Source organism: Streptococcus phocae (assembly GCF_001302265.1).
Taxonomy (GTDB): domain Bacteria; phylum Bacillota; class Bacilli; order Lactobacillales; family Streptococcaceae; genus Streptococcus; species Streptococcus phocae.
On sequence record NZ_LHQM01000005.1, the window covers coordinates 34,665 to 56,609 of the forward strand.

Consider the following 21,945-nt stretch of genomic DNA (forward strand, 5'->3'; position numbering starts at 1 on the left):
TCAGTGTGATGAGTCGCGATGCCCTGTTAGCCCTAACATAGAGGAGAAAATATTGGCAAAAAAGATTAGAAAAACAGAAGAAATTACAAAAAAATTTGGTGATGAACGCCGTAAAGCTTTGGATGATGCCCTAAAAATCATTGAAAAAGACTTTGGGAAAGGTGCAGTTATGCGCCTCGGTGAGCGTGCTGAGCAAAAAGTTCAAGTCATGAGCTCTGGCAGTTTAGCGCTAGATATTGCTTTGGGAGCAGGCGGTTATCCTAAAGGACGTATTGTCGAAATCTACGGACCAGAATCGTCAGGTAAAACAACCGTTGCCTTACATGCGGTTGCTCAGGCACAAAAAGAAGGTGGCGTAGCAGCTTTTATCGATGCAGAGCACGCTTTAGACCCTGCCTATGCGGCCTCTCTTGGTGTTGATATTGATGAATTATTGTTATCGCAACCAGATTCAGGTGAGCAAGGTCTAGAAATTGCTGGGAAACTAATTGATTCCGGTGCGGTTGACATGGTAGTTATTGACTCAGTAGCAGCTTTGGTACCTCGTGCGGAGATTGATGGAGACATCGGAGACAGTCACGTTGGGCTACAGGCACGTATGATGAGTCAAGCCATGCGCAAACTATCAGCTTCGATTAACAAGACCAAAACGATTGCAATCTTTATCAACCAGTTGCGTGAAAAAGTAGGGGTCATGTTTGGAAATCCTGAGACAACTCCAGGTGGTCGTGCTTTGAAATTCTACGCTTCTGTTCGACTAGATGTTCGTGGGAATACCCAAATCAAGGGCACAGGCGATCAAAAAGATAGCAGCATTGGTAAAGAGACTAAAATTAAGGTTGTTAAAAACAAAGTGGCTCCACCATTCAAAGTAGCCGAAGTGGAGATTATGTATGGTGAGGGTATCTCTCGTACAGGGGAACTTGTTAAGATAGCATCAGACCTTGATATTATCCAAAAAGCCGGCGCGTGGTTCTCATACAATGGTGAAAAAATCGGACAAGGATCTGAAAATGCTAAGAAATATTTGTCAGATCACCCAGAAATGTTTGAAGAGATTGACCACAAGGTTCGTGTCAAAGTTGGTCTGATTGAAGATACCACAGTGGCAAAGACAGAAACAGTCATTGAAGAGCCAGAAGAACTTGCTTTGGGACTTGATGCTACTATTGAAATTGAAGATTAAAAAAAGCAGTCATTAGGACTGCTTTTTATGAAATCGTCACAAAGGCATCACTTGTAACAGAAAGTACCCTCTAAAAATGTTAGGTATTTGAATAAAAAGCCTGGTGATAGAACAAAAATACTAGAGAAGTCATCAGAAAAGACTAACAAAAGCAACTTTTAGCCAAAAATAATAGGGAAAAACATAAATATAGGTCTTTGGACCTATATTTATTAGAGGTTAACTGTGTTACAATAGAGCTATCACGAGATAGAAAGTGAGAACAACATGATTAAAATTTATACGATTTCAAGTTGTACGAGCTGTAAAAAAGCCAAAACATGGCTTAATGCACACAAGCTCCCTTATAAAGAACAGAATTTAGGAAAAGAACCTCTTTCAAAAGAAGAAATTTTAGCAATCTTATCAAAAACAGAAAATGGTGTGGAGAGTATTGTTTCTTCTAAGAACCGTTACGCCAAAGCTCTAAACTGTGATATTGAAGACCTTAGTGTCAACGAAGTGATTGATTTGATTCAAGAAAATCCTCGTATTCTTAAAAGTCCTATATTGATTGATGATAAACGTTTACAAGTTGGTTATAAAGAAGACGATATTCGTGCCTTCTTGCCTCGTTCTATCCGTAACATCGAAAATACCGAGGCCCGCTTGCGCGCAGCCTTGTAAAAACAGAAGCTCTTTTTGAGCTTTTTTTCTTTTGTAGTGACCTGAATTCTTGTTTATTAGAAAAAAATAAGCTATAATAAAGCATAGCACTTAATGTTAGAAAGAAGGTGTAAGTATGGGATTTACAGATGAAACAGTCCGCTTTAATTTAGATGATGGTGACAAAAAGCAAATCAGTGAAACACTGACAGCGGTGTACCATTCTTTGGATGAAAAAGGCTATAATCCAATCAATCAAATCGTAGGTTATGTCTTGAGTGGGGACCCTGCTTATGTTCCTCGTTACAATGATGCTCGAAATCAAATCCGTAAGTATGAACGCGATGAAATCGTCGAAGAGCTCGTTCGCTATTATTTACAAGGAAATGGGATAGACGTTAAATGAGAATAATGGGACTGGATGTTGGCTCCAAAACGGTTGGTGTAGCCATTAGTGATCCACTTGGTTTTACTGCCCAAGGACTTGAAATTATCAAAATTGATGAAGAAAAAGAACAATTTGGTTTTGACAGATTAGCTGAACTTGTAAACCACTATCAGGTGACGACCTTTGTCGTTGGTTTGCCTAAAAACATGAACAACACTAGTGGACCGAGGGTAGAAGCAAGTAAGGCCTATGGTGAGAAGCTAGAAGCGCTTTTTAATCTGCCTGTTTACTATCAAGATGAACGTCTATCAACTGTTGAGGCTGAGCGGATGTTGATTGAACAAGCCGATATTAGTCGTGGCAAACGTAAAAAAGTTATTGATAAGTTGGCTGCACAGCTCATTTTGCAGAATTATTTAAACCGTAATTATTAAGGAGAAAAAAATGACACATAATCATGATCACGAACATGAAGTAATTACCCTAGTGGACGAACAAGGGAACGAAACATTATTCGAAATTTTATTAACCATCGATGGACGCGAAGAGTTTGGTAAAAACTATGTTTTATTAGTACCTGCTGGCTCAGAAGAAAGCGATGCAGGCGAAGTAGAAATTCAAGCCTATTCATTTACAGAAAATGAAGATGGTACTGAAGGAGACTTGCAACCAATCCCTGAGGACTCAGATGCTGAGTGGAATATGATTGAAGAAGTCTTTAATAGCTTTTTAGACGAAGAATAAGAGATAGCCTTAGGGGCTATTTTTTTGCATAAATTGACTAAACCCTAGATTTTGTTATACTGGTTGTATGACATTTCAAGGAGAAAACGAGTGAGTCCATTAAATGAAGACGTTGTTTTAGGAGAGGTAACCTATGTGTTAAATGATGGTCCTGTATCACACACGACCAAGCATGAGACAAAGATACCAGTTTTGCATAAGTGTTATCTCCTTTTTATCAGTATTGTAATCAGTTCGTTAACAGCTGCTGTGCCTTTTTTAATAGATGCTGCGAATGCATTTCAGTCACAAAATTTATATATTGGCATGATGTTGACTAAGGGAGAGTTCCCTTATAGCAATATCTTTACCACCCAAGGTTTGCTGTACTTTGGTCTGATTGCTCTTAGTTACCATTTAGGAACAACACTTTGGTTGGTATTGGTTCATATATTTTGCTACTATCTATCAGGGGTTTACCTTTACAAACTCGTCAATTATTTTACAAAGGAGCAAACCGTTGCCTTAGCCATGGCAACCTTATACTACATCTTATCAGCAATACTTGGTATGGGTGGTTTGTACGCGATGCAGTTTGCAACGCCATTTGTACTGATTTCAACTTGGTTTTTAACCAAGTATTTTGCAGGGGTAGTACAAGACGAGGCTTTTGTCCTTTTTGGGTTTCTTGGAGCCTTTTCTATGTTGCTTGAGCCAAAAGCTCTTGTTTTTTGGGTATTGGCTTGTGTGACCATTAGCATATATAATATCGTGAAAAAGCATATTGCTAGAGGTTTTTACCAGTTATTAGGAACTATTTTTGGGATGAACTTGGTGTTTTATACAGCGGGATACTTCATCTTATCTGCGCAAATATTAAATCCCTATTTGACCCAAGCGGTAGCCTATCCATTTAAACACTTAATGATTGGTCAGTTTTCAGGGCTCACTCAAATGATCTTGCCCTTATTGTTAGCGATTGGATTTGGTTTGTTAACAGGTCTCTTTGACCTCGCTTACCAGTCACGATCAGATGAGGATGCCGTGATAAAATGGTTCTTGTTTGCAGTTAGTTTTGTTTATCTTGCAACAGCTATTTTGATGCCAGATTTTCAGCTGTATCATTTGTTGCCATTACTGCCGTTTACTTTAGTGCTCTTGGCTATTCCATTAGCACGTCACTATGAGGCTGGCTTGGCAAAGATTAGTCATCGTCGTCGTCGCGGAAAAAATGGTCCACGCCGTGTCTTTTTCCTCTATTTTTCTAAGCATTTTTACATGCCATTACTACTGATGCTTCTAGCTGTGGGGTGGTTTGTTTATGACCGTACGCAAGTGATCAATATTAATCAGGAGCGTTTTCATATCGGTGCCTATTTTAAGAAAAAGTTAACCAAAGATCAAGCCATCTATGTTTGGGATGATAGTGCTAAAATCTATCTTGAGTCACGAGCTAAGTCAGCATCACAATTTCCGACACCAACCTTAAATGTAGACACCATTGAACATCAAAAATTATTAGAAGATGAGTTGTTAGAAAACAAGGCTGTCTATATTATTGTTAACAAGAAGCAAACCTTGCCTAAAAGCATAAAAACAATTTTAAGAACTAAATATAAGCCTTACCATGCCATTAGAACAAAGGGATTTACCATATACAAACAGAAATAAGAATGGTTGGATTATTTTTTAATATCATTAATAAAAACAACATATTGTGTCAAATTTTGTCAAAAATTTAAAATTGGCACAATATGTTGTTTTTTTGGCTTATAATGGTATAATATTCAGATAAGGAGTTTGACATGATAAGACTAGAAAACGAAAAAATAACCATTCCTACTGACATAAAAGTTATAAAACGAGATGGACGTTTGGTCACCTTTGATGCTACCAAAATCTACCAAGCACTGTTGAAAGCAAGTATGGCAGTGACAAACATGTCCCCTCTTCTTGAAACAAAATTAGAAGCAATCTCTGAACGTGTGATTCGAGAAATCACCGCACGATTTTCCAAGAATATCAAAATTTATGAGATTCAAAACATTGTTGAGCATGAGCTGCTTGAGGCCAGCGAATACGCTATTGCTCAGGAATATATTCGATATAGGACACAGCGCGATTTTGCACGGTCACAGGCCACAGACATCAATTTTTCTATTGATAAATTGATTAATAAAGACCAAACGGTTGTTAATGAAAATGCCAATAAAGATAGCGATGTGTTTAATACTCAGCGTGATTTGACTGCAGGAATAGTTGGAAAGTCCATTGGTCTAAAGATGTTACCTTCTCATGTTGCCAATGCGCATCAAAAAGGAGATATTCATTACCATGACCTGGATTATAGTCCGTATACCCCAATGACGAATTGTTGTTTGATTGATTTTAAAGGGATGTTGGCTAATGGCTTTAAAATTGGTAATGCAGAAGTTGAAAGTCCTAAATCGATTCAGACAGCGACTGCTCAGATTTCACAAATTATTGCGAATGTTGCCTCTAGTCAGTATGGGGGCTGTACAGCAGATCGGATTGATGAGCTTTTGGCACCGTATGCGGAGCTTAATTTTAAAAAGCATAAGGCTGACGCTGATAAATGGGTAGTCGCCGAACTGCGGGATAACTACGCTTTTGAAAAAACCAAGAAAGATATCTATGATGCCATGCAATCGTTAGAGTATGAAATCAATACCTTGTTTACCTCTAACGGGCAGACGCCATTTACGTCTTTAGGATTTGGCTTAGGGACATCTTGGTTTGAACGCGAGATTCAAAAAGCTATTTTGACCATCAGAATTGCAGGATTGGGGAGTGAACACCGCACGGCTATCTTTCCCAAATTAATTTTCACGGTCAAGCGAGGACTCAATTTAGAGCCAGACTCGCCAAACTACGACATCAAAACCTTAGCTCTAGAGTGTGCAACCAAACGCATGTACCCAGATATGTTGTCATATGATAAAATCATTGAGTTGACAGGTTCTTTTAAATCTCCGATGGGCTGTCGCTCTTTCTTACAAGGATGGAAAGATGAACTAGGTCAAGATGTGACCTCGGGTCGGATGAATCTTGGTGTGGTAACACTCAACTTACCACGTATTGCTATGGAATCTGAAGGCGATATGGAGAAGTTTTGGAACTTATTTGATGAACGATTGACCATTGGTAAAGATGCACTGGTTTACCGTGTTGAACGTGTCAAAGAAGCCACACCAGCAAATGCTCCTATCCTTTATCAGTATGGCGCTTTTGGGAAACGCTTGGACAAAACAGGAAATGTTGATGACTTATTTAAAAATCGTCGTGCGACCGTTTCACTAGGCTATATTGGTCTTTACGAAGTGGCTTCTGTTTTTTACGGCGGTCACTGGGAAGACAATCAAGAAGCCAAGGCTTTTACATTAGCTATTGTGAAGGCAATGAAAAAAGCGTGTGAGGCTTGGTCTGACGAATATGATTACCATTTCTCTGTTTACTCAACACCATCAGAGAGTTTAACAGATCGGTTCTGCAGATTAGATGCTGAAAAATTTGGCATTGTGCCTGATATTACAGATAAAGAATATTACACAAATTCTTTCCATTATGATGTTCGCAAAAACCCGACACCTTTTGAAAAGCTTGATTTTGAAAAAGACTATCCTGCAGCAGGTGCTTCAGGAGGATTTATTCATTATTGTGAGTACCCAGTTTTGCAGCAAAATCCAAAAGCTCTTGAAGCCGTTTGGGACTATGCTTATGATCGTGTGGGTTATTTGGGAACCAATACTCCGATTGACAAGTGCTATAAATGTCAGTTTGAAGGAGACTTTACGCCAACAGAGCGAGGATTTACCTGCCCTAATTGCGGCAATAATGATCCCAAAACAGTAGACGTGGTTAAGCGAACATGCGGTTATCTGGGGAATCCCCAGGCCCGTCCAATGGTGAATGGCCGTCATAAAGAGATTGCAGCGCGTGTCAAACACATGAATGGTTCAACCATAACATATCCTGGCACCTAAGCTAAAATGGATGTTTTTGAGTAAAATATGATATGCTTAAAAGGTTGCTTGATGCAAGCAATCTTTTAGTTCTTGTAACTAACAGATACATTAAATAAGATAATGATTCATAGAATCAGAAAGGTAAGACAATGGGAAAATTTCAATTAGACTATAAAGGCATGCAACAAGTGGAGAAATTTCACGAAAAGCATTCGACAAAAAAACCAACAAAGCAAACACGAGTACAAGAGCTTAGAGCACAGTTTTTAGAAAAGGCAAAAAAACAATCCAAATCATAAGTTTTTATAACAGGAGGTAGTCATGTTAAATATTGGTATCATAGGCATAGGGCATATTGCGCAAAAAGTTTATCTTCCTTATATGCGACAACTTCAAGGGATTTGTTGGCATCTCTCAACACGAAATGCTTCTATTAGACAAGAAGTAAGCGAGAGCTTTGGTCAAGCCGAAGTTTACAACAGTGTCAATGATTTGGCAGAAGTCGATTTAGATGGTGTGTTTATTCACGCAGCCACCTCGGTACACGCTGAAATCGCTAGTCTTTTTCTTAAAAAAGGCATACCAGTTTACATGGATAAACCAGTAACAGAAAGCTTTGCTTCGACCTTTGAACTTTATCAATTGGCGCAAAAGCACCAGACGTTTTTAATGACTGGCTTTAATAGGCGATTTGCTCCACGTGTCAAGGAGTTGTCAACAGTGTCAAACGCACGCACTATCAGAGTTGAGAAAAATGATATCAATCGTCCTGGACCACTAACAGCAAAGTTATTTGATTTCTTCATTCATCCTTTGGACACGGCATTATTTTTAAGCAAAGAACCGTTGATAAGGGGTCACTTTGACTACCATCAAGAAGACGGTCTGTTAAGTCATGTAAGGGTTTTTCTAGTGACTGAATCGACCAGTCTATCTGTTTCAATGAACTTGCAGTCAGGTAGTAGACGCGAGGTGATGGAGATTCAGACGCCAGAAGTAACCTATGAGTTGGAAAATTTGGACAGTCTATACCTCTATAGAGGAAATCAACAAGAACAGGTTAGTTTTGGCTCTTGGGATACCACCTTATATAAAAGAGGTTTCGAGACCATTATTGATGCCTTTCTAGAGGCTGTAAAGAACGGTGTCAATCCTGTCAATCCAACGTCAAGTTTATTGAGCCATTGGATTTGTGAGCAAATTAATTCTTCACAACAGCCTTATGGAGAGCTTACCTTTGATTGGTTTGAGCCAAAGGAGTGATGATGAGAATAAGACGACCTTTACCACAAGATGAAGCCGCTGTTATGGCAATGATTGAGGAATTTTTAGCACACGATAGCAAGACAGATGGTCTATGGAATTTTCAAGCAGGCCAGATGACCTATATGGAGTGGTTGGATGCGAATCGTGTTCAAGAAATGGGACTCGCAAAAGAGCTCACTCCTGCTATTCAATGCGTTGCTTTTGATGATGACCAACAAGCATTAGGTTTTTTGAGCCTTCGTTTGCGCCTGACAGATAGTTTGTTGCAAAAAGGTGGGCATATTGGTTATTCCGTTAGGCCGACAAAGAGGGGGCAAGGGCTAGCTAAAGAAATGCTAAAGCAGGCACTTGCTTTAGCCAAAACGAAAAATATTCATAAAGCATTAGTGACTTGCGATCAGACTAACCTTGCTAGCAGATCTGTCATTTTGGCGAATGGAGGCATCTTAGAAGATGTCCGAGGTGGCTGTGAGCGCTATTGGATTGAGACTTAACGAGGCAAGATTTAATGACGACTAACTCTTGGAATACTCCAAAACCAAAAGAATGGCAATCAGAAAACCTAAGTCAGGGACGTGTTATTGACTACAAAGCTTTTAACTTTGTTGATGGAGAAGGTGTTCGAAACTCTTTGTATGTGTCGGGATGTTTATTTCATTGTAAAGGATGCTATAATGCGGCAACGTGGTCTTTTAAGGCAGGTGTCCCTTATACCAAGGAACTTGAAGAGCAAATCATGGCAGATTTAGCCCAACCTTACGTTCAAGGATTGACTTTGTTAGGTGGAGAGCCTTTTTTGAATACAGGATTTTTAATTCCTCTTATCAAGCGTATCCGAAAAGAGCTTCCTAATAAGGATATTTGGTCTTGGACTGGCTACACTTGGGAAGAGTTGATGGATGAGACTGATGATAAACTAGAGATGTTGGCACTTATTGATATTTTAGTGGATGGGCGTTTCGACATTCGCAAAAAAAATATGATGCTCCAATTTCGAGGCTCTAGTAATCAGCGTATTATTGACGTCCAGAAATCACTGGCGGCAAACCAAGTGGTTATTTGGGAGAAATTGAATGATGGACAAGAAACTTTTGAACCCGTCCAACGAGATGATTTCTTGTAACCTGTCAAAAAGTTATCAACATGTGTCTTGAAAAAAGGAGCTCCCAAAAGCCCTGTATCTAGGACAAAATGACAAAGTTTGGACGATCTATAAAAGGTTTTCCCCACATTTTCCCCACACTTATCCACAGGTTGTGCATAAGTCCTTAGATTGTGGATAAATCAAATAAAAAAGAGGCTTAGGCCTCTTTTTTGATGTAAACATAAGTGGTATCAGTTGAGCGATGGTTATCGTAGCAAAAGCCTGAAAAGACAAGCTTTTTCAGGTCTTCTTTGGTCTGGCATTGCTGGGTAATACAGGCGGTTAAAAAATCACCTCTAGCTTTTTTAGAAATGGTAGCATGTGTTTTGAGTTGTCCTTCTTTTTCCTCCATAAAAACAGGACTTATCCACAAGCTTTTCAGATGTTTTGAGAAAACAGATTCAAACTCACTAGATAAAAGAGAGACAATAGTGGTGTGTTCTTGGGCAAACTGATCGTATTTGGGGCGCCAATATTGTTTCAAGCTAGTGTTGGCGATACGAACTTTGGTCTGAAAATCAAGTCGGTGCTCGGCAATGGGATAATTTACAGGGATGATGCCATAAAAGGATGAGGCAATGTAAACCCGTTGTAGGAAGTAGTCTCTTTGCGCCTGAGTTAGGTTACGAGTCAGGATGTGGCGGTACATAAGTCCATTAAAGAGCTGGTAAGCAGGATAGGCAGGGCTAGTTCCTTCAGCAATAGCAGTTAGCCGTTGGGCTTCTCTTTGAGCAGCCTCTGGCTTGATTTTATAGGCTTTAGCCAATTCCTCAGTGGAAAGCTGTGTCAGAGCCTGTAAGATGGGCTCACTTTCAGGAGAAAGCTGGTGCGTGTAGCTGGTATCAGCTGGTTTCATGTCTTTAGCAGTAGGGATTAAAAAGATTAACATGGTTCTATTTTAGTAAAAAGCAGAGACTTCTGTCAAGTAGGCAATCAGGGACTTTTATAACCTAATGAGACAGGTAAAAACAGAGATATATTACAATTTGATGACAAATGCTAAATTTAAGCCAAAAAAGCTTGCCTCTTATCTCGGAATATGATAATATATACTCAAGTCTGTTTGAGAAAACAGAAGCTCAGGTCAAGTAAGTTTTCACTTACAATAACACAGTTGATGATGGGGAAACTCAAAGTCAAGAAGAAAAAAGACACCTGCCAATTGATTGGCAGGTGTCTTTTTATGAACTCTTCAAGATTATTGTAAAAAAGCTATGTTAGTTTTAGCCAATTTTTGGCTCAGGAGATAAATTCTGATGAGCCTTTTCACTGGATTTTTGGTACAATGTAAGGTATTAGGTGATAAAATAGGTATTATGAACAGATGATAGCCTACATACGAAAAGGAGTTATTCATGAAAACGTATCAAGAAGACTTTTACCAAGCCGTTAATGGTAAATGGGCAGAGACTGCTGTGATTCCAGAAGATAAGCCCAGAACAGGTGGATTTTCTGATTTGTCAGATGAGATAGAGAAATTAATGTTGGAAACGACAGATGCTTGGTTAGCTGGAAAGAACCTTCCAGATGACGCCATTTTGAACAACTTTATCAAATTCCATAAATTGGTGGCTGACGATCAGCAACGTGAAAAACTTGGGGTGACTCCGGTTCTTCCTTTGATTGAAGAGTATCAGTCATTAAGCTCATTTGAAGAGTTTACAAGCAAGGTAGTTGATTATGCCATGTCAGGCAAGCCTAGTGAATTGCCATTTAGCGTAGCACCAGACTTTATGAATGCTCAGCTAAATGTGTTATGGGCTGAAGCACCAAGCATTATTTTGCCAGACACCACTTATTATGCTCCAGGACATGAAAAGGGTCAAGAACTGCTTACTATATGGCGTGAGATGCAAGAAAAGCTCCTGTCAATTTTTGGCTTTTCTGCAGATGTTATCACAGATCTTTTAGACAAGGTCATAACACTGGATAAAAAAGTTGCAGGCTACGTCTTGTCTCGAGAAGAAGCGTCTGAGTATGCTAAACTTTACCATCCCTATACTTGGGACGAGTTCACTAAATTAGCACCAGAGCTACCATTAGACACAATCTTCAAGGATATTCTAGGAGAACTTCCAGATAAACTCATCGTTCCAGAAGAACGTTTTTGGAAAGAGTTTGCGGCAGAGTATTATTCTGAAAAGAACTGGGAATTGCTAAAGGCGGTATTGGTTGTAAGTGCAGTCAATTCTTATAATGCTTATTTGACAGAAGAAATTCGTGTCTTGTCTGGAACTTATGGACGTGCCCTTTCTGGAACGCCACAAGCTATGGATAAGAAAAAAGCTGCTTTCTACTTGGCTCAAGGGCCGTTTAATCAAGCCCTTGGTTTGTGGTATGCGGGACAAAAGTTTTCACCAGAGGCTAAGGCTGACGTTGAAAGTAAAGTCGCTCGCATGATTGAAGTCTATAAATCTCGATTGGAAACCGCAAAATGGCTAGCTCCAGAGACACGCCAAAAAGCGATTACCAAACTCAACGTTATCACTCCACATATTGGCTATCCAGAAACATTACCAGAGACTTATGCTCAAAAAGTGATTGATTCAGAAAAATCCCTGATTGATAATGCACAACGTCTAGCTGAAATTTCGATTGCGCACCATTGGAGCGAATGGAACAAGCCTGTTGATAACAGCAAATGGCATATGCCAGCTCACATGGTCAATGCCTATTATTCACCACAACAAAATAAGATTGTCTTTCCAGCAGCTATTTTGCAGGCGCCTTTTTACTCCATAGAGCAAAGCTCTTCAGCGAACTATGGTGGTATTGGAGCAGTTATTGCGCACGAGATTTCTCATGCCTTTGACACGAATGGGGCCTCATTTGATGAATATGGAAGTTTAAACAACTGGTGGACCGAAGCTGACTACGCAGCATTCAAAGAGCGTACAGACAAGGTGGTGGCACAATTTGATGGCTTGAAATCACATGGAGCTACAGTGAGTGGTAAATTAACCGTATCAGAAAACGTGGCTGATTTAGGAGGTGTTGCTTGCGCATTAGAAGCAGCACAAGCCGAAGCAGACTTTTCTGCGAAAGATTTCTTTATCAATTTTGCGACCATTTGGCGCATGAAAGCTCGTGAGGAGTATATGCAAATGTTGGCCAGCATTGATGTGCACGCTCCAGCAGAGTTACGCACAAATGTGACTCTTACCAATTTTGAAGAGTTTCATCAAACCTTTGACATTAAGGCGGGAGATCCCATGTGGCGTGATCCGAAAGATCGTGTCATCATTTGGTGAGAAAATAGAAAATAAGATAGCGACAAGGACTCAATCCTTGTCGCTATTGTTGTTATGTAAAAAGCGGGTCAGCTTAGCTGACCTGCTTTTTTGAATGTGATGATTAGTTGTTAAGGGCAGCAGCCATAGTTGCTGCAACTTCTGATTCAAAATCATTAGCTTTTTTCTCAATTCCTTCACCAACTTCGAAACGAGCAAAGGCAATTGCTTTTGCGTTTACTGAATCTAGGTAAGCTTCAACAGTTTTGCTGTCGTCCATGATGTAGACTTGAGAAAGAAGAGTGTAAGCTTGGTCAACTTTAGTGTTGTCAAGCATGAAGCGATCCATTTTACCTGGGATAATTTTGTCCCAGATTTTTTCTGGTTTACCTTCAGCAGCAAGTTCAGCTTTGATAGCTTCTTCGGCTTCAGCAATAACTTCATCTGAAAGTTGTGCTTTTGATCCGTAAGCTAAGAATGGAAGTGCTGGTTTGTCAACCAAGGCACGAGACTCATTGTCAAGTTCGATAGCGTGGTTTAATTGTGCTAATTCGTCTTTGATGAATTGAGGGTCAAGTTCTGTGTATGATAGAACAGTTGGTTTCATCGCTGCAACGTGCATAGACACTTGTTTTGCAAGAGTGTCGTCGCCACCTTCGATAACTGTGATAACACCGATACGGCCACCGTTATGTTGGTAAGCACCGAAGTGTTGGCTATCTGTTTTTTCAATCAATGCAAAGCGACGGAAAGAAATTTTTTCACCGATAGTAGCAGTAGCGTTAACATAAGCTTCAGCAAGTGTTTTACCTGAAGGCATTACAAGTGCAAGAGCTTCTTCGTTGTTAGCAGGTTTGCCTTCTGCAATGACTTTAGCAGTTTCGTTAACCAATTCAACGAATTGTGCATTTTTGGCAACAAAGTCAGTTTCAGCGTTAACTTCAACAACAGCACCAAAGTTACCGTTAACAAAAACGCCAGTTAGACCTTCAGCGGCAACACGGTCAGCTTTTTTAGCAGCCTTAGCCATACCTTTTTCACGAAGTAATTCGATAGCTTTATCGATGTCACCATCTGTTTCAACAAGTGCTTTTTTAGCGTCCATAACGCCGGCACCAGATTTTTCACGCAATTCTTTTACAAGTTTAGCTGTAATTTCTGCCATTTTTGAGTCCTCCAAAATTAAGATAGGTCATGATTTTGCTGCGCTAGCAGTTGAAAAGGTCTTGACCGTAATGAGTAATAATAAAAATAACGAGACAGAGCGGAATGCTTTGCCCCGTTAAAACGATTCATAGGTAGCTGATAAAAGATATGAGTTTATTAGCTATACCTGAAAACTAAATTATGCTTCGTTTGAACCTTCAACGACTTCAACGATTTCTTCGATTGAGTCAGCTTGAGTTTCAGTTTCAAAAGCAACTTCTGCATCTTCACCTTGGCGGCCTTCGATAACAGCATCTGCTAATTTAGCAGTGATTAATTTGACAGCGCGGATAGCGTCATCGTTAGCTGGGATGATAACATCGATATCATCTGGATCAGCATTTGTATCAACCATAGCTACAACTGGGATACCAAGTTTTTTAGCTTCTTTGACAGCGATTTGTTCTTTATGTGGGTCAACAACGTACATAACATCTGGGATGCGAGGCATGTCTTCGATACCACCCAAGAATTTTTCAAGACGAGTACGTTGTTTGTTAAGAAGTGCAACTTCTTTCTTAGGAAGAAGTTCGAATGTTCCTTCTTCTTCCATGCGTTTGATTTCTTTCAAACGAGCGATACGTTTTTGAATTGTACCCCAGTTTGTAAGTGTTCCACCCAACCAACGGTGGTTGATGAAGTATTGACCTGCACGAGTTGCTTCGTCAGCAACAGCTTCAGCAGCTTGTTTTTTAGTACCAACGAACAAGATAACAGCGTCGTTTGCTGCTGCGTCACGAACGAATTCGTAAGCTTGGTCAGCCAATTTTACTGTTTGTTGCAAGTCGATAACGTGGATGCCGTTACGTTCTGTAAAGATGTATTTAGCCATCTTAGGGTTCCAGCGACGAGTTTGGTGACCAAAGTGAACACCAGCCTCAAGAAGTTGTTTCATTGAAATTACTGCCATGAGTAGTTTCTCCTTTTATAATGTTTTTTCCTCTCTCAAACGTTGACTTGCAATTCCACCTTGCGGCAACAGAATCACAATCGGTTTAAGATGAGTATTTGTTGCTTGCGCAACTACAACAGTATACCAAAAAAGGCAGGTCATAGCAAGCAAAAATCCACTAAATAAGACTAAAAAAAGCCGTCAGCCATCTGTATTATGAGATGAGCCGAAGGCTTTTTAGAATTTGTGTTGTTTTGATAACAATGATTTGTGCTTTTTTACTGACGAATCAGGTAATCAAAAGCCCCAATTGCAGCAGTTGCTCCAGACCCCATTGAAATGATGATTTGCTTATAAGCAGAGTCTGTACAATCTCCAGCAGCAAAAATACCAGGGATATTTGTAGAACCGTGTTTATCGACAACAATTTCGCCACGGTCAGTCAGTGCAATGCCACTGTCTTTGAGCCAAGCAGTGTTTGGAACAAGACCAATCTGTACAAAGACACCTTCAAGGTCAATGTGTTGTTCCATGCCACTGTCTCGGTCGGTGTAGTTGAGACCCGTAACGTGGCTATCGCCGACAATGTCTTTGGTTGCTACATTTTTAAGAATGGTCATGTTGCTAGTTTCAGAGGCACGATCTTGTAAGACCTTATCAGCTTTGAGCTCTGGCAAGAACTCAAGAACGTAGACATGTTTTGCTAGACCAGCTAGGTCAAGAGCTGCCTCTAGGCCAGAGTTTCCACCACCAATAACGGCAACATCTTTGCCCTCAAAGAGCGGTCCGTCACAGTGAGGGCAATAGGTTACGCCTTTGTTTCGGAAGGCATCCTCACCAGGGACATTGATGTTACGCCATTTAGCACCTAGTGCTAGAATGGCTGTTTTGGCCGTCAAGACAGCACCATTAGCCAGAGTGACTTCGATGTTGTCTTTTTTCTCAATACGAGTCGCTAATTGTGCTTTGATGATATCGACATCGTAGGATTTAGTATGCTCTTCGACTTGAGCCATGAGTTTTGGTCCTTCTGTGTAGAGGGTACCAATCATGTTTTCGATGCCTACAGTCTCCATGACTTGCCCACCAAAGGTTTCTGCTAAAAGACCAGTTTTTAAACCCTTGCGAGCGGCATAGATGGCTGCACTATTACCAGCAGGTCCACCGCCGATCACAAGCACATCATAGGTTCCTTTATCTGCAAAGGCTTCTTCGGAAAGTGGCCCTGCAATTTGCTCAAGGAGTTGTTCGATGGTTGCACGTCCAGAGGTAAACTCTTTGCCATCAAGAAAGACAGTAGGCACAGACATAATGCCTTTGTCCTTGACTTCTTCTTGGAACATGCCACCTTCAACCATGGTGTGTGAGATGTTGTCGTTGAGAACTGCCATGATATTGAGTGCTTGGACGACATCAGGACAGTTATGACAAGTGAGGCTAACGTATGTCTCAAATGACAAGGGGCGATCGATTGCTTTGATGCGATCAATGACATCTTGGTCAACTTTTGGTGCGCGACCAGATACTTGCAAGAGCGCTAGGATAAACGATGTAAATTCGTGTCCTAAAGGCAGTCCGGCAAAAGCGACGCCGCTATCTTGTCCTTTTTTAGCGATTTTAAAGCTTGGTAAACGATCTAAAACCTTGTGTTCAATAGTGATGCGATCTGACATTGAGGCAATTTCTTCGATGAACTCGTTGACTTTTTGAGAGTTATCGTCATCACCTAAGTACGCTTGTAAAACAAGATCTGATTCTAAAAGGCTAAGGTACTGGCCGAGTTGTTCTTTGATATCAGGACTTAATGCCATAGCTTTTCTCCTTGTTTCTAGTGATTAAATTTTACCAACAAGGTCAAGGCTAGGAGTTAGGGTTTCAGCCCCTTCTTTCCATTTTGCTGGGCAAACTTCACCTGGATGTGTGCGAACGTATTGAGCTGCACGGATTTTATCGATAAGACTGCTTGCGTCACGTCCGATACCATCAGCGTTAACTTCCATCATTTGGATAACCCCTTCTGGGTCAATGATGAAAGTACCACGTTGTGCGAGACCGTCTTCGCCAAGAACATCAAAGGCTTCTGAAATAGCATGAGATGGGTCACCAATCATTGCATAAGTGATGCTGCTAATAGCTTCTGAGTGGTCGTGCCATGCTTTGTGGACGAAGTGTGTATCTGTGGAAACAGAGTAAACCTCAACCCCAAGTGATTGGAGTGTTTCGTATTGTTCTTGTAAGTCACTAAGTTCTGTTGGACAAACGAAAGTGAAGTCAGCTGGGTAGAAGCAGACAACGGCCCACTTACCTTTAAGGTCTTCACTTGTAACAGTGATGAATTTTCCGTTTTGGAAGGCTTGTGCTGAAAATTCAGCGATTTCTTTTCCTACTAAAGACATATGATGTCCTCCTTATTAATGTTTTATATCTGTATTATATGATAAGTAGCAGATAATGTCCACTTGAAAACCGTTGATTTGCTTGGGTTTTTAATGACTTTTTCAGATAATTCAACTGTGAAAAGAATCACATTATTTAAAACCATTCTAAATAGCGGAGCAAAGTCAAATGATATTGTCAGATAATAAATGTGGGATTAGGTTTTGGCTTTAAAGCGCCACAAGGTTTATGCAAGCGATTGATAAATTTGTCTTGACGGATGGTATAAATTAGGGTAAAATAATCTATGTTATGGCGGTATAGCCAAGTGGTAAGGCACGGCTCTGCAAAAGCTTGATCGTCGGTTCAAATCCGTCTACCGCCTTTTATATACAAAATAAACCTTGATTAACTTCTTAAAAACGTTGTTAAATCAAGGTTTTTATTTTTAATGACAGGATAAAAAAAGAGAAAAAAAGAAATAAAGTCGGTCAAAAATCGGTCAAATTTCCGAAGATGTTTTTTATCGCCTGATTGTTTTTCTCTTTGAGTTTATCTAGCTGATGAGCATATACCTTAAGCGTAATATTCAAATTCTCGTGCCCGAGTAACTGAGATATAGATATCAAGTCAACGCCCTTTAAAATCAAAAAAGATGCGTAAGTATGACGTAGAGAGTGATTGCGCACAGGTCGTCCAACGATTTTTTTAACTAATCTATTGCATAGGGAGTTAGAAGCTCCGTAGAGCACCCTATTTAGTCTATTTTCTTTATAATAGTTTTCTTTAAACTCTTTGAGTAACTTTATAGTCTGTCGATCAATAGGAATTTGTCTTTTTGATTGCTCGTTTTTTGTTTCTTTGAATTGCTGAGTTTTTGAATAATCAAACGATTTATTAATATCTATAAACCCCTTCTCAAAGTCTATGTCTCCCCAAGTTATTCCGGTTGCCTCAGCAAATCGCAATCCAGTTACTGCTATGATGTATAAAGTAAAATAGGAAACATACTGGTATTTCTCGTAAGTGACTTTGATTAGATTAAGATATTCATCTTCTTCAAGGAAATCAAACTCTTTTGCTCTAGCTTCTTTTTGAGATTTTACAATCGCACCTTCAGCAAAATTTGTCTTAATCAAACCATCGCGAACGGCAACATTAACAGCTCCTTTAATTTGATAGTGAAATTTTTCAAGCGTCTCTTGGGCATATTTACTTGCGAATTCGTTTATTTTCATTTGGTAAAAGGTGTGTGTCACTTTGGTAAGTTTTATGTTACCAAAATATTTTTTGATATGCTTAAGGTTTTTAGTGTAAGTTTCCCAAGTTTTATCGACGACGTGTGGGCGTTTGTAAATTTCTGCCCAATCCTTGCAAAAATCATAAAGTGACATATCATCAATATTAATATCTTTATTTAGTTCAGCTTCGGCTTTGATTGCGGCTGCAGTAGCCAAAGCTTTTGTCTTGAAACCACCTTTGGTTTTTTCTCTCTTTTCACCTTGAGTATCTGTGTAGTAAATACGGTAAGACCATTTACTCCCACGCTTTCTAAATTTCGCCATTGTAAAATACCTCATTTCTATGTTAAAATGGGTATAAGAAAACGAGCCTTTTAATGCTTTTTTCTTATACGATTTTGCCTCACGCTCTCCTCTACCAAAATTTGAGCGTGGGGCTTTTTTTATTTGTCTACAGTAAGCGTTCCATCTTCACTTTCTGTAACATAAGCTTTATTGGTCTTATCTTTTATTACCAGTAAAGGGGGTTTGAGATTTTCGTTTGTTGTTGTATAAGTCTCATGCACGTTATCCCTGATTTCTTGAACTTTTTTAGCTACCTGCAAAAGTCCATCTTCCGACGTATTAGAAAGCTCGGCATCTATAGTAACTATAAGTTTTTCGCCTTTAGCATCTATAACTGATGTCGCTCCCACGTTTTTAGGGTAGTTTAGCCACTTTTGTACCGTTTGGGCAAACTCTATCAATACAGGATAATCTTTATCTTTTTTTGGGGAAGCGTTGTCTTTTTTAGCTTTGATCGTTGAAGATTTTACTTCTTTAGGCTTTTGAGTATCCGTGTTATTTTTAGTGCATGAAACCAAAAATAATGCTGCTAATAAAATAACTCCTGATTTAAGTATTCTTTTCATATCAACTCTTCCTGTAAATATCTACGACTTCCCCGATCGTGCGGATGTCGTCGTTCTCTGAAAGATAAATTTCCTCATAACTCTTATTTAAACTTTGCAAGTACCAAGCGCCGTCATAATCACGTTTGAGTTTTTTTACAAAGTTTTTTCCATTGACTTGGAATATCCCTATATCATTCATATAGACTTGACTAGATACCTTAATGAATAGCAAATCGTTGTCTTGAATAAGTGGTTCCATTGAATCGCCAGCTACTTTTGCAATAGTATCATATTCTTCAGGAACATCACTAGCACGCAATCTAACTTCCATATGTAGGTTGTCTTCTTGAAAAGTACCGTTACCTGCCGCAACAAGACCCTCGACATAATCATTGATATAATCCTCTTCCTCAAGCTTTTTATCGAACATAGAAACAACTTTATTTTGTTCTTCTAATTGTTCGTTAGCGAAGTTGAGGACTTTTTCTTGTCTAGGTTGTTCTAGTTTTTCATATATAGAAACGATTTCAGGTTGATTAGATATTTCTGTCGTAGTGATTTTATCTTCGCTATTAATAGGTTGTACCCCTAGTAAAAATTCAGGAGTTACTCCTAGAACTTTAGCGAAATCGTTCGCTCTATCAAGGGGGAATCCCCTTGTCCTATTGAAATATCTTGATAGTCCAGACTTAGCCATCCCTACCTGTCTTGCTAACTCGCTGATAGATAGCCTCTTTTCTTTTCTTAGTTCATCAATAATTGTGATGATTTCTTCATTAGTTCGCATATTTCACTCCTTAAAAGAATTATACCACCGTTCCCTAAAAAGCACAACAAAAACCCCTGAAAAAACTTTTTAAACTTTTTTTGATTTATTTGTTGACAATAAAGAACAAAAGTTGTAAACTAAAATTGTTCACTTGAGAGAACAAATCGCAATACAATGAGAGGAGGATTTTTATGGGAGTTGACTATTTACGAGTTAAAGCCGAAAGAATAGCAAAAGGTTATACCCAAGACTATATGGCTGAGCAGATGGGTTGGTCTGATAGGGCACGTTATGCGAAACGTGAAAATGGAATTGTTTCATTTGATGCTGACGAATTGGCGAAAGTAGTTCACATCTTAGGATTTTCAAAAGATCAAATAGGAATTTTTTTTACAGATAGTGTTCACTAAAGAGAACGAAACTAACGAAGGGAGAAAAATATGCCAGAAGATTTAATCAAACAACTAGAAGTTGGATCGGAATTTCTAGCAAAGACGTGTTTACATAGCAAGATTATTATCACGGTGGATGGTATTCAGCTGGTGGAAACAAAAGAGTTCCACCCAGTGAGTGGAACTCTGCTAGATTAGACAATACGTGTATAAGTGTGTATCTTAGCTAATCTATGGATATTTGAGCCAACAGACCCAACCAGAACAGAACGGTATTCCGTTTGGCTTACATTGTGATAATGGTAAATAGAACCATTATTAAACTCAACTTCCAAAGTGTTATTTTCCCAACCAACACTTCGGACGTTACTAGATGAAACGTATTGACGTTGCATAACTTATCCTCCTTTCCGTAATGATAGATTTATTATATCACGGAGAGGGAACTAAACAGATAGAAAGGAAAACCACATGAGACCAAAACGATATCCGTATAGCGGAAAGAAAAATGGAAAAACAAAAGACATCAGTTTGAGACCGATGTCTAAAGAAGAGCTATCTGATTTTAGTCGTCAGATTGTTGAAGCTACTCGTGATAGTGTCGAACCATTTCGAGAGCTGCAAAGTATGATGAGCTAAGTATTAACTTTGCAAGATTAACAGTATATTTGAGCAAAACTACAAAAGGAGAAAATCAATATGGTGACAAAATTTTCAGAAGAAATAAAAATAGTAAGGACGAAGTCTTCTGTTTATGTAAACAGTGTCTTAGACGTTGCAGATAAAAAAGACCCCGCGTCTGTTGCAGCAGTCGCAGAGCTTTTAAAGGCGTATAAGTCGTTAACAGAATTGTAATCAACTATGGTGACTTATGTACGTGACTTGGTCGAGATTGACCAAAACGATGTATTGAGCGTCTGATAGTTTCAGTTCAATAATATTTGGATTATCAGGGCACTCATTTGCAACTTGGCAGAATGTGTGTTGCTTACCATTTGTGAACATGATTGTAATGGTATCAGTTTCATTTGCTAGTTGTTCGATAATATATCGTTTCATATAATCACCTCCTCTCGAGATGATTATATCAAAAAAAGTCCGACGGGAATCGGACTAAACAATAACATTTATGAGGTAATTTTATCATGGATAGCAGATTATTACAAATGCTAGATGAATTTGAGGCAGGGCTGATAGAGCGCAAAATCAAAGTCATGAAAATGATCAATCACGAAACAGAAATTTATCCACTAGAGCTCAATAAAAAGCAAGTAAGTAAGATGTTTGGAGTTGATCCAACAACATTTGATGCAAGATTTAATAGCCACAAAAATTTTCCACGTATCGAAACAGGTGGAAGGGAAAAATACCCACGAGATTTAGTCATTGAGTGGTATCACAAAAATTACATGAAAACAGGAGTATAACATGAAATTATTTGACTTTATTAAATTATTTGACTTTATTTTTGCAAAACCAAAACAAAAAAACCGTCCTGATTGGACTATTGAAAAAAACGGATGGCAGAAAAGTCGTGACGCATATAACAAAAGACACAACTTAGGAAATACAGTGATATGAAGCAGATTCAGATATTGCAATCAAAAA

At 39.2% G+C, this 21,945-nt stretch carries 28 protein-coding genes and 1 tRNA gene; 19 read left to right on the forward strand and 10 right to left on the reverse strand.

Going from position 1 to position 21,945, the window contains the following annotated elements; genetic code table 11:
• Positions 1–52 precede the first annotated feature (52 nt).
• The 11 genes from recA (at position 53) to nrdG (ending at position 9,317) form a co-directional block, all read left to right on the forward strand.
• Positions 53–1,186: a recombinase RecA gene (gene recA, locus AKK44_RS01350; protein ID WP_054278182.1), complete on the forward strand. Its 1,134-nt coding sequence runs from the start codon at positions 53–55 to the stop codon at positions 1,184–1,186.
• 267 nt (positions 1,187–1,453) lie between these two features.
• Positions 1,454–1,852, forward strand: coding sequence for a transcriptional regulator Spx (gene spx / locus AKK44_RS01355; RefSeq protein WP_037596172.1), 399 nt, complete (start codon positions 1,454–1,456; stop codon positions 1,850–1,852).
• A 115-nt stretch (positions 1,853–1,967) separates the two neighbouring features.
• A complete protein-coding gene (locus AKK44_RS01360; RefSeq protein ID WP_037596174.1) occupies positions 1,968–2,237 on the forward strand; it encodes an IreB family regulatory phosphoprotein in 270 nt (89 codons plus the stop codon).
• Positions 2,234–2,653 carry a Holliday junction resolvase RuvX gene (ruvX, locus tag AKK44_RS01365; RefSeq protein WP_054278183.1) on the forward strand — a complete coding sequence of 140 codons (420 nt, stop codon included), beginning with the start codon at positions 2,234–2,236 and terminating at the stop codon, positions 2,651–2,653. Before AKK44_RS01360 ends, ruvX begins: the two co-directional genes overlap by 4 nt.
• Positions 2,654–2,663: 10 nt before the next feature.
• Entirely contained in the window at positions 2,664–2,963 is a 300-nt protein-coding gene (locus AKK44_RS01370; RefSeq protein WP_054278184.1) for a DUF1292 domain-containing protein, read from the forward strand.
• Between the two features lie 90 nt (positions 2,964–3,053).
• Positions 3,054–4,613 (forward strand): glycosyltransferase family protein, encoded by a 1,560-nt coding sequence (locus AKK44_RS01375; protein ID WP_054278185.1) that lies wholly within the window; start codon positions 3,054–3,056, stop codon positions 4,611–4,613.
• A 134-nt stretch (positions 4,614–4,747) separates the two neighbouring features.
• Complete coding sequence (nrdD, locus tag AKK44_RS01380) at positions 4,748–6,946, forward strand: anaerobic ribonucleoside-triphosphate reductase (protein WP_054278186.1); 2,199 nt, start codon at positions 4,748–4,750, stop codon at positions 6,944–6,946.
• A gap of 131 nt (positions 6,947–7,077) precedes the next feature.
• The gene (locus tag AKK44_RS09065) at positions 7,078–7,227 is read left to right on the forward strand and encodes a hypothetical protein (protein ID WP_162832925.1); all 150 of its coding nucleotides are present in this window, start codon (positions 7,078–7,080) and stop codon (positions 7,225–7,227) included.
• 22 nt (positions 7,228–7,249) lie between these two features.
• Positions 7,250–8,191 carry a Gfo/Idh/MocA family protein gene (locus AKK44_RS01385; protein ID WP_054278187.1) on the forward strand — a complete coding sequence of 314 codons (942 nt, stop codon included), beginning with the start codon at positions 7,250–7,252 and terminating at the stop codon, positions 8,189–8,191.
• A gap of 2 nt (positions 8,192–8,193) precedes the next feature.
• On the forward strand, positions 8,194–8,688 hold the full coding sequence (locus tag AKK44_RS01390; RefSeq protein WP_054278188.1) for a GNAT family N-acetyltransferase: 495 nt from the start codon (positions 8,194–8,196) through the stop codon (positions 8,686–8,688).
• 14 nt (positions 8,689–8,702) lie between these two features.
• A complete protein-coding gene (gene nrdG / locus AKK44_RS01395) occupies positions 8,703–9,317 on the forward strand; it encodes an anaerobic ribonucleoside-triphosphate reductase activating protein (protein ID WP_054278189.1) in 615 nt (204 codons plus the stop codon).
• Between the two features lie 178 nt (positions 9,318–9,495).
• Here the strand turns inward: nrdG and yaaA are convergent, their stop codons facing one another.
• A complete protein-coding gene (gene yaaA, locus AKK44_RS01400; RefSeq protein ID WP_054278190.1) occupies positions 9,496–10,227 on the reverse strand; it encodes a peroxide stress protein YaaA in 732 nt (243 codons plus the stop codon).
• 466 nt (positions 10,228–10,693) lie between these two features.
• Here yaaA and AKK44_RS01405 point away from each other — a divergent pair, with 466 nt between their 5' ends.
• Positions 10,694–12,589 carry a M13 family metallopeptidase gene (locus AKK44_RS01405; protein ID WP_054278191.1) on the forward strand — a complete coding sequence of 632 codons (1,896 nt, stop codon included), beginning with the start codon at positions 10,694–10,696 and terminating at the stop codon, positions 12,587–12,589.
• A gap of 103 nt (positions 12,590–12,692) precedes the next feature.
• Here AKK44_RS01405 and tsf read toward each other — a convergent pair whose 3' ends face one another.
• The 4 genes from tsf to ahpC form a co-directional block, all read right to left on the reverse strand.
• The gene (gene tsf, locus AKK44_RS01410; protein WP_037594092.1) at positions 12,693–13,733 is read right to left on the reverse strand and encodes a translation elongation factor Ts; all 1,041 of its coding nucleotides are present in this window, start codon (positions 13,731–13,733) and stop codon (positions 12,693–12,695) included.
• 180 nt (positions 13,734–13,913) lie between these two features.
• Positions 13,914–14,684 (reverse strand): 30S ribosomal protein S2, encoded by a 771-nt coding sequence (gene rpsB, locus AKK44_RS01415; RefSeq protein WP_037594094.1) that lies wholly within the window; start codon positions 14,682–14,684, stop codon positions 13,914–13,916.
• A 260-nt stretch (positions 14,685–14,944) separates the two neighbouring features.
• Positions 14,945–16,477 carry an alkyl hydroperoxide reductase subunit F gene (gene ahpF, locus AKK44_RS01420; RefSeq protein ID WP_054278192.1) on the reverse strand — a complete coding sequence of 511 codons (1,533 nt, stop codon included), beginning with the start codon at positions 16,475–16,477 and terminating at the stop codon, positions 14,945–14,947.
• Positions 16,478–16,501: 24 nt separating this feature from the next.
• Positions 16,502–17,062 carry an alkyl hydroperoxide reductase subunit C gene (gene ahpC, locus AKK44_RS01425; protein ID WP_037594097.1) on the reverse strand — a complete coding sequence of 187 codons (561 nt, stop codon included), beginning with the start codon at positions 17,060–17,062 and terminating at the stop codon, positions 16,502–16,504.
• Positions 17,063–17,356: 294 nt separating this feature from the next.
• Between ahpC and AKK44_RS01430 the strand changes: the two genes are divergently transcribed.
• Positions 17,357–17,427, forward strand: a tRNA-Cys gene (locus AKK44_RS01430).
• A gap of 106 nt (positions 17,428–17,533) precedes the next feature.
• Here AKK44_RS01430 and AKK44_RS01435 read toward each other — a convergent pair.
• From AKK44_RS01435 to AKK44_RS01445, 3 genes are all read right to left on the reverse strand, one after another.
• Positions 17,534–18,607, reverse strand: coding sequence for a site-specific integrase (locus AKK44_RS01435; RefSeq protein WP_054278193.1), 1,074 nt, complete (start codon positions 18,605–18,607; stop codon positions 17,534–17,536).
• Positions 18,608–18,726: 119 nt separating this feature from the next.
• Positions 18,727–19,194, reverse strand: a complete 468-nt coding sequence (locus AKK44_RS01440; RefSeq protein WP_054278194.1) for a hypothetical protein — start codon at positions 19,192–19,194, stop codon at positions 18,727–18,729.
• Between the two features lies 1 nt (position 19,195).
• Positions 19,196–19,963, reverse strand: coding sequence for a LexA family transcriptional regulator (locus AKK44_RS01445; protein ID WP_054278195.1), 768 nt, complete (start codon positions 19,961–19,963; stop codon positions 19,196–19,198).
• A gap of 173 nt (positions 19,964–20,136) precedes the next feature.
• On the opposite strand from AKK44_RS01445, the gene AKK44_RS01450 reads away from it, so the two are divergent.
• Together AKK44_RS01450 and AKK44_RS09070 are read left to right on the forward strand one after the other, a co-directional pair.
• Entirely contained in the window at positions 20,137–20,355 is a 219-nt protein-coding gene (locus AKK44_RS01450) for a helix-turn-helix domain-containing protein (RefSeq protein WP_054278196.1), read from the forward strand.
• Between the two features lie 30 nt (positions 20,356–20,385).
• Positions 20,386–20,535 carry a hypothetical protein gene (locus AKK44_RS09070; RefSeq protein WP_008088554.1) on the forward strand — a complete coding sequence of 50 codons (150 nt, stop codon included), beginning with the start codon at positions 20,386–20,388 and terminating at the stop codon, positions 20,533–20,535.
• On the opposite strand, the gene AKK44_RS01455 is transcribed toward AKK44_RS09070, so the two are convergent.
• Positions 20,532–20,732, reverse strand: coding sequence for a KTSC domain-containing protein (locus AKK44_RS01455; RefSeq protein WP_002988329.1), 201 nt, complete (start codon positions 20,730–20,732; stop codon positions 20,532–20,534). The two genes, AKK44_RS09070 and AKK44_RS01455, sit on opposite strands and share 4 nt — an antisense overlap.
• Positions 20,733–20,808: 76 nt before the next feature.
• On the opposite strand from AKK44_RS01455, the gene AKK44_RS01460 reads away from it, so the two are divergent.
• Positions 20,809–20,976, forward strand: coding sequence for a hypothetical protein (locus AKK44_RS01460; protein WP_236686638.1), 168 nt, complete (start codon positions 20,809–20,811; stop codon positions 20,974–20,976).
• Between the two features lie 60 nt (positions 20,977–21,036).
• The gene (locus AKK44_RS08995) at positions 21,037–21,192 is read left to right on the forward strand and encodes a hypothetical protein (protein ID WP_154235342.1); all 156 of its coding nucleotides are present in this window, start codon (positions 21,037–21,039) and stop codon (positions 21,190–21,192) included.
• Here the strand turns inward: AKK44_RS08995 and AKK44_RS01465 are convergent, their stop codons facing one another.
• Positions 21,193–21,396, reverse strand: a complete 204-nt coding sequence (locus AKK44_RS01465) for a hypothetical protein (protein WP_050315894.1) — start codon at positions 21,394–21,396, stop codon at positions 21,193–21,195.
• An 86-nt stretch (positions 21,397–21,482) separates the two neighbouring features.
• Between AKK44_RS01465 and AKK44_RS01470 the strand changes: the two genes are divergently transcribed.
• Both AKK44_RS01470 and AKK44_RS09050 read left to right on the forward strand, forming a co-directional pair.
• A complete protein-coding gene (locus AKK44_RS01470; protein WP_054278197.1) occupies positions 21,483–21,764 on the forward strand; it encodes a hypothetical protein in 282 nt (93 codons plus the stop codon).
• A gap of 1 nt (position 21,765) precedes the next feature.
• Complete coding sequence (locus AKK44_RS09050) at positions 21,766–21,918, forward strand: hypothetical protein (protein ID WP_162490259.1); 153 nt, start codon at positions 21,766–21,768, stop codon at positions 21,916–21,918.
• The last annotated feature ends 27 nt before the right edge of the window (positions 21,919–21,945 follow it).

Bases quoted from the DNA above. Each gene is read 5' to 3' on its own strand.
- AKK44_RS01435 (WP_054278193.1), bottom strand. From the start codon at position 18,607: ATGGCGAAATTTAGAAAGCGTGGGAGTAAATGGTCTTACCGTATTTAC.
- AKK44_RS01440 (WP_054278194.1), bottom strand. From the start codon at position 19,194: ATGAAAAGAATACTTAAATCAGGAGTTATTTTATTAGCAGCATTATTT.
- AKK44_RS01450 (WP_054278196.1), top strand. From the start codon at position 20,137: ATGGGAGTTGACTATTTACGAGTTAAAGCCGAAAGAATAGCAAAAGGT.
- AKK44_RS01385 (WP_054278187.1), top strand. From the start codon at position 7,250: ATGTTAAATATTGGTATCATAGGCATAGGGCATATTGCGCAAAAAGTT.
- yaaA (WP_054278190.1), bottom strand. From the start codon at position 10,227: ATGTTAATCTTTTTAATCCCTACTGCTAAAGACATGAAACCAGCTGAT.
- AKK44_RS09050 (WP_162490259.1), top strand. From the start codon at position 21,766: ATGAAATTATTTGACTTTATTAAATTATTTGACTTTATTTTTGCAAAA.
- ahpC (WP_037594097.1), bottom strand. From the start codon at position 17,062: ATGTCTTTAGTAGGAAAAGAAATCGCTGAATTTTCAGCACAAGCCTTC.
- AKK44_RS01370 (WP_054278184.1), top strand. From the start codon at position 2,664: ATGACACATAATCATGATCACGAACATGAAGTAATTACCCTAGTGGAC.
- ahpF (WP_054278192.1), bottom strand. From the start codon at position 16,477: ATGGCATTAAGTCCTGATATCAAAGAACAACTCGGCCAGTACCTTAGC.
- tsf (WP_037594092.1), bottom strand. From the start codon at position 13,733: ATGGCAGAAATTACAGCTAAACTTGTAAAAGAATTGCGTGAAAAATCT.
- AKK44_RS01455 (WP_002988329.1), bottom strand. From the start codon at position 20,732: ATGCAACGTCAATACGTTTCATCTAGTAACGTCCGAAGTGTTGGTTGG.
- ruvX (WP_054278183.1), top strand. From the start codon at position 2,234: ATGAGAATAATGGGACTGGATGTTGGCTCCAAAACGGTTGGTGTAGCC.
- AKK44_RS01360 (WP_037596174.1), top strand. From the start codon at position 1,968: ATGGGATTTACAGATGAAACAGTCCGCTTTAATTTAGATGATGGTGAC.
- AKK44_RS09070 (WP_008088554.1), top strand. From the start codon at position 20,386: ATGCCAGAAGATTTAATCAAACAACTAGAAGTTGGATCGGAATTTCTA.
- AKK44_RS08995 (WP_154235342.1), top strand. From the start codon at position 21,037: ATGGTGACAAAATTTTCAGAAGAAATAAAAATAGTAAGGACGAAGTCT.
- AKK44_RS09065 (WP_162832925.1), top strand. From the start codon at position 7,078: ATGGGAAAATTTCAATTAGACTATAAAGGCATGCAACAAGTGGAGAAA.
- AKK44_RS01460 (WP_236686638.1), top strand. From the start codon at position 20,809: ATGAGACCAAAACGATATCCGTATAGCGGAAAGAAAAATGGAAAAACA.
- AKK44_RS01470 (WP_054278197.1), top strand. From the start codon at position 21,483: ATGGATAGCAGATTATTACAAATGCTAGATGAATTTGAGGCAGGGCTG.
- AKK44_RS01390 (WP_054278188.1), top strand. From the start codon at position 8,194: ATGAGAATAAGACGACCTTTACCACAAGATGAAGCCGCTGTTATGGCA.
- rpsB (WP_037594094.1), bottom strand. From the start codon at position 14,684: ATGGCAGTAATTTCAATGAAACAACTTCTTGAGGCTGGTGTTCACTTT.
- nrdG (WP_054278189.1), top strand. From the start codon at position 8,703: ATGACGACTAACTCTTGGAATACTCCAAAACCAAAAGAATGGCAATCA.
- spx (WP_037596172.1), top strand. From the start codon at position 1,454: ATGATTAAAATTTATACGATTTCAAGTTGTACGAGCTGTAAAAAAGCC.
- AKK44_RS01405 (WP_054278191.1), top strand. From the start codon at position 10,694: ATGAAAACGTATCAAGAAGACTTTTACCAAGCCGTTAATGGTAAATGG.
- AKK44_RS01445 (WP_054278195.1), bottom strand. From the start codon at position 19,963: ATGCGAACTAATGAAGAAATCATCACAATTATTGATGAACTAAGAAAA.
- nrdD (WP_054278186.1), top strand. From the start codon at position 4,748: ATGATAAGACTAGAAAACGAAAAAATAACCATTCCTACTGACATAAAA.
- AKK44_RS01465 (WP_050315894.1), bottom strand. From the start codon at position 21,396: ATGAAACGATATATTATCGAACAACTAGCAAATGAAACTGATACCATT.